We start from the raw sequence: 13,381 nt of genomic DNA, 5'->3' as shown, positions 1-13,381 counted from the left end.
GGATTCCCATCCAAGCGCTCGCCACCTCGTTCCGGGGACGGTCATATGGATGTTCTTGTCTTCACTGTCTTTGCTCTTGCCGCCCTCGTCGGCGGTTTCGTCAGCGGCTTCTCGGGCTTTGCGATGGGTCTGGTGGTTTCCGGCGTCTGGCTGCACATCATCACGCCGATACAGACCGCCACTCTGATCGCTGGATACGGTCTGCTCACCCAGGGCTACGGCATGTACAAGCTGCGACATGTGCTGGATCTGCGCAAAGCATGGCCGCTCGCGCTAGGAACCGTCATCGGCATTCCGATGGGCGTTGGAATTCTCGCCTATCTCGATCCCGTCTATCTGAGGTTCGGCGTCGGATTATTGTTGCTGGTCTACTCGATATATGGCCTCACACGGCCGGTGTTCGCGCCGATGAAGATCGGGACCGGCGCCGATATCGCGATCGGCATCTCAAACGGGATGCTTGGCGGGCTGACAGGACTCGGCGGCGTCATCTCCACGATATCCTGCCAGTGGCGAGGTTGGCCGAAGGATGTGCAGCGGGCCGTCTTTCAGCCGGTGCTGTTCGTCGCCTTCGTGGTCATCTCTCTGTCCCAGGCGGCGGCCGGCACGATCACCAAGGAAACACTGATGATGTACGCACTCGGCGTTCCCTTCATGGTCGCCGGCCTTTGGTCCGGATTCAAGCTGTTCGGAACGATCGATGACGAGACCTTTCGCAAGGCTGTGCTGGCATTGCTGCTGATCGCCGGGCTCTCGCTGATCGCGTCGACACTGCCGTTTTCCTCCCGCTGACCATGAGGGCTTCATGCCACTGAAGAGCTTGGGCTTCATCCCGGTCCCGAATGGCCTGAACAGCGATTTCGATCACGCCGCCGTCGATCCGAAGACGCGCGGCGTCTTCATTGCGCACACGGCGCCCGACTGCCTGGAGGTGATCGCCTTCTGGTATTCTCCGGCGAACGATGACTGCAGATGAGCCGAGGCAAGCCGCACGCCGATCCCATGGCCCGAAAAGTTGATGATAGGACAATTGATGATAGGCACCGCCACAAACTTTCCGTCGCGACCTTCCGCATGGGCGTGGCTTGCTCTTGCATCCATGCTGATTTGGTTATTGGGAGGGAACGCCATGGCCGAGACCCTGAATTTTGACAACGTTCCGGCCGGAATGCCGCCGGAAGGATGGACTTTAACGAAGACCGGTCAGGGAGAATCGAAATGGACTGTCGAGGCCGAGCCCACGGCGCCAAGCAAGCCGAACGTCCTCAAGCAATCCGGACGGGCGACTTTTCCGGTGGCCATCAAGAGTGGTACCACCATCCGCGACGGTTTTGTTGAAGTGAAGTTCAAGGCGGTTACCGGGTCCGAGGATCGCGCCGCGGGAATCATCTGGCGCGCCAAGGATGCCGACAATTACTACGTCGTGCGGGCCAACGCACTGGAGGACAATGTCGTGCTTTACAAGACAATCAATGGCATTCGAACGTCGCTGGAGATTGTCGGTCGCAAGGGCGGATATGGCGTTCGCACGCCGGTGGCGTCCGGGCAATGGCACGCGTTGCGTTGCGACTTCGCGGGACATCGATTCAAGGTGACCTTTGATGGAAAGCCGTTATTCGAGGTGGAGGACGCCACGATTACGAACGCCGGCATGATCGGCCTGTGGACCAAGGCGGATAGCGTGACCCTGTTCGATGATCTGGCATATGGTGAGGTCAAATAGCATCTGCCCAACCTCGCCGGAGTTAGCCATGAACGCTCGATGTCTGTCGGTCGCGACCGCCCTGCTGATCGCGTGCATCAGTCCAATGCAGGCGCAAGAAGCCCTGGTTGCCTACAAATCGCTCAGTCCGGAGCTGGCGCTCGATCTCGCGCGTGCCGCGTTGGACAGCTGCCGCACCCGTGGCTACCAGGTTGCCGTCGCTGTCGTCGATCGCTCCGGTCTGACGCAAGTGATGCTGCGCGACCGCTTTGCAGGTCCCCACACGCCAATAACGGCATCGGCAAAGCGTGGACAGCTGCGTCGTTCAAGACCAGTACGACCGATCTGAATGCGATCAGCCAACCCGGCATGATGCAGGCGGGCATTCGAAATCTGCCCGGAACAGTCATCATCGGAGGCGGGCTGATCGTCGAAGCAGGCGGCTCTCTGGTCGGAGCGGTCGGCGTGTCCGGCGCTCCGGGCGGCGACGCGGACGAAGCGTGCGCGAAAGCCGGAATCGAAGCCATCCGTGACAAGCTGGAGTTTTGAGGCGCGGATCAAGCTCGCGGCTGGAATGCCCTTAAACGTTGGCGCGAAGCCGGACCGGGGTTGTCGCTACGGCTGCGGAGGAAACCGATCGAACGTCGGCAGCTCGTGTGCACGCTCCATCCAGCGCAGACGCTCGGCGACCTGGATGTGGATCGTGGCCGGCACGGCATCGGGATTATCGTAGGTCGCACTCTGGACGTCGATGATCCCAGGCATGTTGGCGTTGACGTAGAACAGGCCAGTTCCGCAGTCACCGCAGAAGCGCCGCCGAGCATGTTCCGAAGACCGGTACACCTTGGGCTCGCCCTTGGTCACCTTGACCGCATCCTCCGCATACATCGTCCAGCCGACGAGCGGAGCGCCGGCGTGAAGCCGGCAATCGCGGCAGTGGCACAGCGCGTGCACGATTGCTTCGCCCTCGATCTGATAACGGATTGCGCCGCAGTGACAGCCGCCGGTGATGGTGCTCATGCGTTCCTCCCGCTTGACGCAGTTTTGCAGATCGATAGCGCTGGAAACGTGCTGCTTCAACGGGCGCAATCGATTTTCGCTTGCGTCCTACTGTCGCCTGACATCTCCCGCCATCGCAGCTGCGGTCAGATGACTGGGGAGCAGGTGTCGGCCGCGCGGTTCCGCACGCGCAACGGCCGATCCCTCGATGATGGCATCGTGCCGGTGTTTTGCCCGACGTGTCAAAAGGACGTTTGGCCAGCCCGGTGCCCTCGCGGCCGCTGTGGAGGAAATGCCGACATGAAAGCGGTATGGACTTCAGTAACTTGGCTACTGTGCATGGGGTTGTTTTCGCAGTTTTTGTTGCTGCGCTGCCAAAGCAGCGCGGTTCAACGCCGGCTGCGCGGCGCTTCGGCCTTGGCCGGCGGCTCGGTCTGGGGGGCGCAGGTCGCGGCCGCGAGCGAGCCTTGCGCCTGCTGCATCAGGCCGGGCTCGGGGGCGAGCGCCTTCATCACGATCAGCCCGGTGGTAGCAGGGGAATCGATGATCAGGCGGTCGGCCGCGGTGACCTCCTCGTCCTCGGGCAGCTCGTTGTGCTGCGCCTCCGTCATCAGGTCGAGCTCGATCACCTTGCGGCCCGCGGAGCGGTCGTTGATGGCGTAATAGGCGATCTCGTTGCGGGTGTAGAACGACACCGAGGTGTAGGCCGGGCTCACCGGCACGGTCAGCTTGATCGGTCCGCCCGACAGATCGTAGCGGCAGATCGCGAGCGCAAAGGCCGGATCCATGAACGGCATCGGTGAGGTCTGCGGATCGGCGAGGGGAAGCTGGGTGACGGCGTTCACCTTGGTCATCGGCGTCAGCCGCGAATAGGCGTCCTGCGTCGCGATCCGCGGCAGCGCCAGCACGCTGACGAGATGGACGACGAGACCCAGAATGATGCCGGCAACGATGGTGAACAACAGGCGGATCATGAGCAGCCCACCGTCGTGATCTGCGGCATCGGCGCATCGCGCTGGGTGCGGGTGGCAACGCCGACCGGGGTATCGTAGAGGCGCAGCATCAAGGCGTAGCGCTCGATGCCGCCGGTCGGCAACCAGTTGCCGGCGCGCGAGCGCGAGGCGATGCGGATCTCGAACGAGCCGTCGGACTGGCGCACGATCTCCTGGCTGGTGAAGCCGTAGCGCTGCAGCGAATTGGCGACGAGGTGGCCCTTGCGGTCGTACAGCGTCAGGGTCCAGAACCGCGCCGGCGGCGTCACGCCGGAGACGATCACGTCGCAGCGGCCGTCGAGCGCCTTCTTCTTGTCGTCGGTGGTCGCGGTGAAGGCGACGCCGTCGCCGGTGCCGATCGGCAATTCGCCGTTGCGCACAATAGTGGCGCGTGAATAGGGATCGACGTCGGCGGTGCCGGTGCGCGGGCGCGCGGTCCAGGCGCCGATGGTCAGCGCGCCGATCTCGGTGCCGCGCGTCGTCGTCATCCAGGTCGCGCCGACGCCGACTACCGTCGCAAGCAGAAGGGCCGTCAATGTGATCAGGATCAGCCGCACGGGTTTCGATCAGTTCTTGCGCGGGGCGGAGGCGTTGGCGTTCTCTTCCGCATAATTCTGCGGGAAGGCGAGCGCATTCGTCGACGAGGCCGGCTTGGTGTCGGCGGCCGATTTGTTCGCCGTCTTGGCCGCATCATCCAGCAGCTTCTCGACGCGCACCAGAACGTCGGCGCCGCGCTTGGTCAGCACGGGCGGCGGACCGGGCTTGGTCTCCAGCACCTTCGGCGCCGCATTGGCCTGCGCATTGCTGACATGCTGCGGCGGCAGCTTCTGACCCATGCCGATGCCGGCGATCTCCCGCACCTCGACGCCCTGATGCGCCGCGACCATGATGTCGTGCCAGGTCTGCGCCGGCAGCGAGCCGCCGGTCATTCGGTTGGTCGGCGAATAGTCGTCGTTGCCGTACCACACCGCGCAGGTGAAATTGCCGGTGTAGCCGACAAACCAGGCGTCGCGATACGCGTTGGTGGTGCCGGTCTTGCCCGCGGTCGGAATGCCGTCCAGCGCAGCGCGGCGCGCGGTGCCTTCGCTGACGACGTGGCTCATCATGCCCGCCATGTCGGCGGCAACGGAGGCGGGGATCGCCTGGCGCGGCTTCGGACCGTCGCGGTCCCAGCGCCAGACGAGGTCGCCGGCGCCGGTGCGCACCTCCAGCACCGAATGCGGCGTCACCGCCTTGCCCCGGTTCGGGAACGTCGCATAGGCGACGGCATGCTCGAGCACGGTGACTTCGTCCGAGCCGATCGGCAGCGACGGCGTATCGGGCAGCGGGGCCTTGATGCCGAAACGGCGGGCGACCTCGACGATCTTGGCGCGGCCGACCTTGGCCGGGTTCGGCGCCTTCGGCTGATCCCGCCGGCCGATCTCGATCGACAGCTTCACCGGCACGACGTTGATCGAACGCGTGATCGCCTGGGTCAGCGTCACCGAGCCGGAATAGGAATGGCCATAATTCTGCGGGCACCAGTTGCCGATGCAGACGGGGCCGTCGACCACGACCGAGTTCGGCGTGTAGCCATTCAGCAGGGCGGTGGTGTAGACGTAGGGCTTGAACGAGGAGCCGGGCTGGCGATAGGCGTCGGTGGCGCGGTTGAACTGGCTGGCGCCGTAGTCGCGGCCGCCGACCATGGCGCGGATGCCGCCATCGAGATCGGCGACGACGGTTGCCGCTTGTGTCGCGTGATAATCGCGACCGAACTGGCGCAGCTGGTTCTCGATCGCGTCTTCGGCGGCCTTCTGCACATTGGTGTCGATCGCAAGCCGTACCACGAAGACGCGCTCGGTGTAGGACTTCGGGAAGGTGTCGACCAGCTTGCGCATCTCGTCGAAGGCGTAGTCGAGATAATAGTTCGGCGACGCCTCGTCGCGGCGGTCGACCGCGAAGGCCGGGTTGCGGCGGGCGCCGAACACCTGGCCCTCGGTCATGAAACCGGCATCGACGAGGTTGTCGAGCACGACGTTGGCGCGGGCGCGGGCGGCGGGCAGGTTGATGTGCGGGGCGTATTTGGTCGGCGCCTTGAACAGGCCGGCGAGCATCGCCGCTTCCGCCAGCGTCACGTCGCGCGCCGACTTGTTGAAGTAGAAATGCGCGGCGCCATCGACGCCGAAGGTGCCGCCGCCCATATAGGCGCGGTCGAGATAAAGCTTGAGGATCTCGTTCTTGGTCAGGCGCCATTCCAGCCAGATGGCGAGGAAAGCCTCGTTGACCTTGCGCTCGATGGTGCGCTCGTTGCTCAGGAACAGGTTCTTGGCGAGCTGCTGGGTGATCGAGGAACCGCCCTGGCGAACGCCGCCGGCCTGGGCGTTGGTGACGAGAGCGCGCGCGGTGCCGGCGACGTCGATGCCGAAATGGTCGTAGAAGCGGCGGTCCTCGGTCGCCAGCGTCGCCTTGATCAGCACGTCCGGAAAGTCTTCCAGCGGGATCGAGTCGTTGTGCTTGATGCCGCGGCTGCCGATCGGGTTGCCGTAGCGGTCGAGGAAGCTCACCGCGAGGTCGGACTTCTTCAGCCAGTCCTCGTCCGCGGTCTCGCGGAAGGCAGGGATGGCGAGCGTGAGCATCACGACCAGGCCGCCGAGGCCGAGGGTCGCGGCTTCCGACAGCGGCTCGATGAAGACCCAGCGCTTCCAGCGCCCGACATAGAACCGGTCCATGAAGGTCGAGTAGCGCTCGTAGAGTTCGCGGATGCCCTTGGCCGAGGAGAACAGCGAAGAGTCGATGCGCGCATCGAGATCCAGGAGGAAATTCCGGATCTTCTGCTTCCAATGCGGTGGTATGATCTGGCGCACCTAGAACCCTTGCGGCTTGCTTCGAAAGCGTTCAAGCACCCGGCCGGGGCGGCATCGAGACGTCCTGCGGGAATGTTGCGGCAAACCCAAGGCGCCCGGTTCGCGTCCTTTGGGGACTTGCTGTTCGTTCTAGCCGAGCAGGGCCCATAAACCAATGGCCACGCTCGCGATTTTGAACAACAGGCCTAATTGACCCCGGGTCATTACGGGCCTCAAAGGGCGTCTGCTTGCACCTGCACAGCCGCACGCCGTAGATGACATCGCCGTAGCTCTTTCGAACTCTTGTTGAGGCGCATGACCGCAGCTCCCAAACGACCTTCCGGCCAGGAAGGATTCTTCTGGAAAACCAAGACGTTGGAAGAGATGTCTGGGGACGAATGGGAAAGCCTGTGCGACGGCTGCGGGCGCTGCTGCCTGAACAAGCTCGAGGACGAGGACACCGGCGAGATCTATTTTACCCACATCGGCTGCAAGCTGCTCGATGGGGCGAGCTGCGCCTGCAAGGACTACCCGAATCGCTCCGACAAGGTTCCGGACTGCGTTCGCCTCACCCCGGCCAATGTCCGCACCCTGAACTGGCTGCCGCCGAGTTGCGGCTACAAGCTGGTTGCCGAGGGGCGCGACCTCTATTGGTGGCATCCGCTGGTGTCAGGCGATCCCAATACCGTGCATGAGGCCGGCGTCTCCGTGCGTGGGCGGGTCGAGGGCAGCGAGGAGGAGATCCCGGACGAGGATCTCGAGGACCACATCGTGCGATGGCCGGCCGTGCTGCCGAAACGAGCCCGCCTGAAGCGACGGCCGAAGAGCTGACCCGCCGCAGGCTCCGCATCACGTGTTCGGGATGACCCGGCGGCGGGATGCAAGGCACCGCGGCGCATGGGTGCCCGGGAAGGATTTTGCTGTCTACATTGGGCTGCATAGAACGAATCCTTCGCGGCGTTGCGCCGCCACACGACGTCCGAGCGAGATGAACAAGTTCGACCGGCAGAGCAGTTCTGCCGACATCCAGGCGTTGCCTGACGACATTGCCGAAGAGCTGTCCCGCCTTCCGAGCGAAGTCATCAGCGTCGATGACGCGCCGTCCATCGCCCCGCCGGTGCCGCTGTCACAGGACGAGGTCCGCACCATCGTCATCAGCCTAATGGTGACGATGTTCCTGGCCGCGCTCGACCAGACCATCATGGCGACCGCGCTGCCGACCATCGGACGCCAGTTCCAGGACGTCTCCAGCCTGTCCTGGGTGATCACGGCCTATCTGCTCGCCTCGACCGCGGTCGCGCCGGTGTTCGGCACGCTCAGCGACATCTACGGTCGCAAGGCCATGATCATCACTTCGCTCAGCCTGTTCGTCGCGGGCTCGGTGCTGTGCGCGATCGCGCCGAACATGCCGATGCTGATTCTGGCGCGCGGTCTTCAGGGCCTCGGCGGCGGCGGCATCATGCCGGTGGTGCAGACGGTGATCTCTGACGTCGTCTCACCGCGCGAGCGCGGGCAATATCAAGCCTATTTCTCCAGCGTCTGGATGGTCGGCGGCATCCTCGGCCCGGTCATCGGCGGCGTGTTCGCCGAGCATCTGCACTGGTCAATGATCTTCTGGATAAACCTGCCGCTGGCAGCCGCCGCGATCGCGCTGCTGCTGCCGAGGATGAAAAAGATCCCGGTGTTCCACCGCAAGCGCAAGGTCGACTGGCTCGGCGGCGTGTTGCTGATGGCGTCCGCCGTTGTGTTCATGCTGGTGCTGACCTGGGGCGGCACGCGCTATGCCTGGCTATCGCCGGCCGTGCTTGCGATGCTGGGTGGCGCCGTCGCGCTCGCCGTGACCTTTGTCTGGCACGCGCGGCGTGCGGACGAGCCGTTCCTGCCGCTGCCGCTGCTCGGTGGGACTGTTGCGCCGTTCGCCCTGACGGCTGGCGGTTGCGGTCTCGGCGCGATCACAGGCCTCACCGTGCAACTGCCGCTTTATTACGAGCAGGTCTATCATCTCACCGCCAGCGAGGCGGGGCTTGCTCTGATTCCGCTCGCGGCGGTTTCGACCTGCGGCGCGGCGATTGCCGGCCGCACCATGGCGCGCGCCAAGCACTACAAGCGCGTCGCCATCATCGGGACGTCCTGGGCTGCGCTGTGCGGCCTTGGCCTCACACTCACGACCTTGCCGCTATGGGGCCTCCTCACGCTGATGGCCGCGTTCGCGCTTGGGCTCGGCACGACCTTCCCGGTGTGCGTGGTTTCGCTGCAGAACTCGGTTGCGCGTCCGCAAGTCGGCACCATCACCGGCGCAATGAATTTCTTCCGCTCGCTGATGTCCTCGTTCACGGTCGCGGCGTTCGCGGCGATCCTGCTGATCGCCCTCGGCACCGACGTTCCGCTCGCGGGCGAGCATCACGCCGCAGGCAGCATCGCAATCCCCGCCGACGAGATGCGGCACGCCTTCCGTTACGTGTTCGGTGCCGCCACCGCGCTGATGACCACCGCCGCGCTCTGCCTGATTGCGATGGAGGAGCGGCCGCTCGCCGGGCCCGCCACCGCGCAGCCGGTCGAGATGGCGGAGTAGGGCGCTTCACCCGCCGCGATCGGCGTAGGGATCGTCCCCGGCGCTGCCTTGGCTCGCCTTCCGCGCCTTCGCTGCAAGCTGCTCTTTGAGCTGCGCCAGTGCTTCGGCGGACCAGTCATGGACATCGGTGACCGCGACCCAGGCATCGACGTAATGCTCGGGCGCGTAGACATGGCCAAAGCCCATCGGCGCCCCGTTCGCGGCCGCCATGTCGAGGGCGAGCTGCAGCATAGTCACGACGGGATACCATCGCAGCTCTGGTGACACGTCCGGCCCGCGCGGCGTCAACCAGGCGGGGGCCTGATAGGCGTCGCGGTACGCGAAGAAGGTGATCGCGTCGCTGGCATATTGCAGGTAGACGATGCGCATCGGCCCCCAGGGCGCATCCGGCGGCACCGTCGGTCCGTTCTGGTTCATGAAGCGCACGACGCGACTGTCACGGAATTCCGGCAGCCACGCCGGCGAGCCCGGATTGCGGTTCGCGGTGACCGCGCGCCAGATGCGGCTCTCGAAGGGCGCCCCGCTCCACAGCGCACCGGCAATCGGATCGCCGATTGTCTCGAACAGCTCCGCGGATTTTTCCGAGTTCATGGCGCCGAGGCTGAGCCCGTGCAGATACAGCTTCGGCCGGCGGTCCTTCGGCAGCGTCGTCCAATAGCCGTAGATCTCCGCGAACAGGATGCGCGCAGCTTCCGCGCCGTACTCGGGCTGAAACAGCAGCGACAGCGGGCTGTTAAGATAGGAATACTGCATCGCGACGCTCGCGACGTCGCCGTGATGGAGATATTCGACCGTATCCATGGCGGACGGATCGATCCAGCCGGTGCCCGTCGGCGTAATGATGATCAGGACGCTGCGCTCGAATCCGTGCTGCCGCTTGAGCTCCTCGAGCGCAAGCTGCGCGCGCGCCTTCACATCGCCGCTACCGAGGCCCACATAGACGCGCACCGGGTCCTGCGCGGACCTTGCGGTGATGGCGCTGATCTCGGTTGCTGTTGGACCCGAGGTGATGAACCGGCGCCCCGTACGCCCGAGGTCCTGCCATGTCACCAGGGACGCAGGACTTCCCGTTCGCCCGGGAGCGGTCGGCTGCGGCCGCTCGGGCTCATGCAAGGCGTCGAGTTCGCGGAAGGAGGAATCCAGTGCGCGAAACGCCGTGTCGATCAGGAGATTGCTGGCGATCGACCAGAACAACAGGCCTGCGAGGACAATGCCGACGACGTTCGCGATCTTCCGCGGAATGATGCGCCTGGTGCGCGCAGCAAGGAAGCGCGCGACAAGCGCGAACACCCGCCCCAGCACCAGCAGCACCACGAATGCAATCAGGGCGACGGCGCAGACCTTGAGCGGATGCGCGGTCTCGACGGGCGCCATCTTCATCACAGCGCGGATCGAATTCTGCCATTCGGCGCTGCGCCGCAGAAAGACGACGACGACAAGCAGGCAGCCGGCTGCGACAAGCGCATTCGCTATCGATCTCGCGTGCGCCGAAGGTTCGGGCAATTCGAGATGGCGCCAAAGCCAGCGCCACAGGACGCCGGCGCAATAACCGATCGCAAAGCAGCCGCCGGCGAGGGCGCCCTGGGTGAGGTAGCTCCGTGGGATCAGCGTCGGCGTCAGCGCGGCCGCAAAGAACAGCGCGCCCAGCGCCAGGCCGACACCGGACAGCGAGAGCAGGTGCCGTCGAATGAACCACGCGAGACTGTTCAAAACACCCCCCTGGTTGGCGCTATCCCTTGTCGTTCTCCGCGAAACTGCTCTTCCGCGGCAGCAGGATCGTGAACTCGGTGAACGCGCCGGGCTCCGTCGTGACGTCGATGGTGCCGCCGTGCTGCTTCACCACGATGTCGTGGCTCATCGACAGCCCGAGGCCGGTGCCTTCGCCGGCTGGCTTGGTGGTGAAGAACGGATTGAACATCTTCTCCCTGACCTCGTCCGCAATGCCGGTGCCATTGTCGCGGATGCGGATCTCGATGCTGTCGCCGCGGTCGCGCGTGGCAGCGATCACCACCGGCTCGTAATCGGCAGCGCCCTCGGCCTTGCGCTTGGTGACCGCATGGAAGCCGTTCGAGATCAGGTTCAGCAGCACCCGGGTGATCTCCTGCGGAAACACTTCGGCTTGCCCGGCCGCAGGATCCAGCTCGCGCTTCAGCGTCACGTCGAATCCCGGCTTCTCGGCGCGTGCGCCGTGATAGGCGAGGTTGAGGCTCTCCTCGACCAGCGCGTTGATGTCGCTCAGCCCATGGTCGCCGCCGCCTTCTCGCGAATGCAGCAGCATGTTCTTGACGATGGAATCGGCACGTCGTCCGTGCTGCACAACCTTTTGCAGATTGCCTTTCAGAAGCCCCGTCAGCTCGTCGACCTCCGCCCGAATGTCGTCTGCGAGCATGACAGGCGCAAGCACCTCGTTCAGCTCGTCCGTCAGCTCGGCGGAGAGAGAAGCAAAATTGTTGACGAAGTTGAGCGGGTTCTTGATCTCATGGGCGATGCCGGCGGTGAGCTGGCCCAGCGATGCAAGCTTCTCGGTCTGAACCAGCCGGTCTTGCGCGGCGCGTAAGTCGTCGAGCGATTTGGCGAGCTCGCGGGTACGGTCCTGCACCTCGTTGAACAGGCGCGTGTTCTCGACCGCGATGACGGCTTGATCGGCAAAGGTCTTGAGCAGATTGATCGCCTTCTCCGGAAAATGACCGGGCTCCCGCCGCGTCACCGCGATGGTGCCGATCGCGATGCCGTCGCGCAGCATCGGCACCACGAGGATGCTGCGATAGCCCCGCGTCCGCGCCAACTCCTTCATGGCCTCGGTGAGATCGGGTTCGCTCTGCATGTCGCTGCGGAAGGCATATTGTCCGCTTCTTGCCACCCGGCTGTGAATGCCTGACGCCGACAGCGGCGTCGGGAAGGAGCTGAGCAGGTCTGCGTTGCCGGCCTCAACGTCGGTGGTGAAGGCTGCCAGATGCAGCATGCCGTCGACGACCCGTGTGACGGTGGAGGAGTGCCCGCCGATCAGCGCCTTGGCGCTGTCGGATATGGCCTGAAACACCGGCGTGACGTCGGCAGGCGAGGCCGCGATCACCTTGAGGATGTCGGCAGTCGCGGTCTGACGTTCCAGCGCTTCCCTGGTGGCGTTGAACAGGCTCACATTCTTGATCGCGATCACCGCCTGGTCGGCGAAGGTCTGTAGCAGCCGCACGTGATGCTCGGCGAAGCGGCCGGTCGCCCGGCGCGTGGCGATGATGATGCCGATGGCTTCGCCCTCGCTCATCAACGGCGTGAACAGCATGCTGCGATAGCCGCGGGCGCGCGCGATGTCGCGCGCGGCCGGCTCGAGGTCGGTGTCGGGCAATTGCGCCGCGGCGCCGTTGGCCACGAGCGAGTATGGCGGGAACTGCGCAAAGGGCACCGGAAAGGAATTCTGGAGCACGCGATCCCCGGCCGGATCGGTCGGGGTGAATGCCGCAAGGTGTGCGGCGCCGTCGATGTAGCGCAGCACCGCCGTGGAGAAGCCGCCGATCAGGCGATTGGCGTTGGCGGCGATGGCCTCGAACACCGGCTGCACGTCGGATGGCGAGGCGGCCATCACCTTGAGGATGTCGGCGGTTGCGGTCTGGCGCTCCAGCGCCTCGCGCGTCTCGTTGAACAGCCGTGCATTCTCGATCGCGATCACGGCCTGGTCGGCAAAGGTCTGGAGCAGCTGCACGAGATCGGGCGCGAACGCGCCAGGCTCGGCGCGCGTGACGCTGATCATGCCGACCGGGGCGCCCCGGTTCATCAGCGGCATGAACAGCACGCTGCGGAAGCCGCGCAGCCGCGCCAGCCTTCGGTTCAGCTCCGGGACGTCGGCGGCCTCGCTGTCAGGGAACTGGATCGTCTCGCCATCGCGCACCAGGGCAAAGGTCGGGAAGTCCGCGATCTTGCGCGGGAACGATGCCTTGAGCCCTTCGTCAGCCTCCGGACTGGTCGGCGTGAACGCCACGAGGTGCAACTCGTCGCCGATGAACTGAAGTACGGTGGCGGAGAAGCCGTCGAGCAGGCGCTTCGAACTGGACGCGATCGCCGCGAAGACCGGCCGGGCGTCGGAGGGCGAGGCTGCGATGGTACGCAAGATCTCGGCGCTGGCGTTCTGGCGATCCCGCGCGACCGCAAGCTCGCCGCGCAGCCGTGCATTCTCGGTTGCGGCCGACTGCAATCGCTGTTCGAGTTCTTCGATTTCGTTGGAAGGGGCAGTCATTCCTAATCCGGCTTGATGCCGCGACAAGCGCGGCACCGGGCCGGATTATCACATCTTCTGCTGCCT

11 protein-coding genes and 1 pseudogene are annotated in these 13,381 nt (G+C 64.9%); 5 read left to right on the top strand and 7 right to left on the bottom strand.

Annotated elements, in window-relative coordinates; genetic code table 11:
- The first annotated feature begins 45 nt into the window (after positions 1–45).
- Complete coding sequence (locus IVB12_RS20040) at positions 46–792, top strand: sulfite exporter TauE/SafE family protein (RefSeq protein WP_247301260.1); 747 nt, start codon at positions 46–48, stop codon at positions 790–792.
- A 72-nt stretch (positions 793–864) separates the two neighbouring features.
- Here the strand turns inward: IVB12_RS20040 and IVB12_RS20035 are convergent, their stop codons facing one another.
- Positions 865–1,131, bottom strand: coding sequence for a hypothetical protein (locus IVB12_RS20035; RefSeq protein WP_247301259.1), 267 nt, complete (start codon positions 1,129–1,131; stop codon positions 865–867).
- On the opposite strand from IVB12_RS20035, the gene IVB12_RS20030 reads away from it, so the two are divergent.
- Together IVB12_RS20030 and IVB12_RS20025 are read left to right on the top strand one after the other, a co-directional pair.
- The gene (locus IVB12_RS20030) at positions 1,130–1,723 is read left to right on the top strand and encodes a hypothetical protein (RefSeq protein ID WP_247275874.1); all 594 of its coding nucleotides are present in this window, start codon (positions 1,130–1,132) and stop codon (positions 1,721–1,723) included. The two genes, IVB12_RS20035 and IVB12_RS20030, sit on opposite strands and share 2 nt — an antisense overlap.
- A 28-nt stretch (positions 1,724–1,751) precedes the next feature.
- Positions 1,752–2,251: pseudogene (locus IVB12_RS20025) on the top strand (heme-binding protein).
- Positions 2,252–2,317: 66 nt separating this feature from the next.
- On the opposite strand, the gene IVB12_RS20020 reads toward IVB12_RS20025, so the two are convergent.
- From IVB12_RS20020 to IVB12_RS20005, 4 genes are all read right to left on the bottom strand, one after another.
- Positions 2,318–2,722, bottom strand: a complete 405-nt coding sequence (locus IVB12_RS20020) for a GFA family protein (protein ID WP_247301258.1) — start codon at positions 2,720–2,722, stop codon at positions 2,318–2,320.
- 368 nt (positions 2,723–3,090) lie between these two features.
- Entirely contained in the window at positions 3,091–3,675 is a 585-nt protein-coding gene (locus tag IVB12_RS20015; protein ID WP_247301257.1) for a DUF1254 domain-containing protein, read from the bottom strand.
- Positions 3,672–4,250 carry a DUF1214 domain-containing protein gene (locus tag IVB12_RS20010; RefSeq protein WP_247301256.1) on the bottom strand — a complete coding sequence of 193 codons (579 nt, stop codon included), beginning with the start codon at positions 4,248–4,250 and terminating at the stop codon, positions 3,672–3,674. Before IVB12_RS20010 ends, IVB12_RS20015 begins: the two co-directional genes overlap by 4 nt.
- Positions 4,251–4,259: 9 nt before the next feature.
- Entirely contained in the window at positions 4,260–6,536 is a 2,277-nt protein-coding gene (locus IVB12_RS20005; RefSeq protein WP_247301255.1) for a PBP1A family penicillin-binding protein, read from the bottom strand.
- A 294-nt stretch (positions 6,537–6,830) separates the two neighbouring features.
- Between IVB12_RS20005 and IVB12_RS20000 the strand changes: the two genes are divergently transcribed.
- Positions 6,831–7,346, top strand: a complete 516-nt coding sequence (locus tag IVB12_RS20000) for a YcgN family cysteine cluster protein (protein WP_247301254.1) — start codon at positions 6,831–6,833, stop codon at positions 7,344–7,346.
- Between the two features lie 157 nt (positions 7,347–7,503).
- A complete protein-coding gene (locus IVB12_RS19995; RefSeq protein WP_247301253.1) occupies positions 7,504–9,087 on the top strand; it encodes an MDR family MFS transporter in 1,584 nt (527 codons plus the stop codon).
- Between the two features lie 6 nt (positions 9,088–9,093).
- On the opposite strand, the gene IVB12_RS19990 is transcribed toward IVB12_RS19995, so the two are convergent.
- Positions 9,094–10,797: an alpha/beta-hydrolase family protein gene (locus IVB12_RS19990; protein ID WP_247301252.1), complete on the bottom strand. Its 1,704-nt coding sequence runs from the start codon at positions 10,795–10,797 to the stop codon at positions 9,094–9,096.
- A 19-nt stretch (positions 10,798–10,816) separates the two neighbouring features.
- Complete coding sequence (locus IVB12_RS19985) at positions 10,817–13,315, bottom strand: GAF domain-containing protein (protein ID WP_247301251.1); 2,499 nt, start codon at positions 13,313–13,315, stop codon at positions 10,817–10,819.
- Positions 13,316–13,381: the final 66 nt, after the last annotated feature.

The organism is Bradyrhizobium sp. 179, from assembly GCF_023073535.1.
Classification (GTDB): Bacteria; Pseudomonadota; Alphaproteobacteria; order Rhizobiales; family Xanthobacteraceae; genus Bradyrhizobium.
Note: the sequence above shows the minus strand (reverse complement) of the source record. Positions and strands in the feature narration are given on the sequence as shown.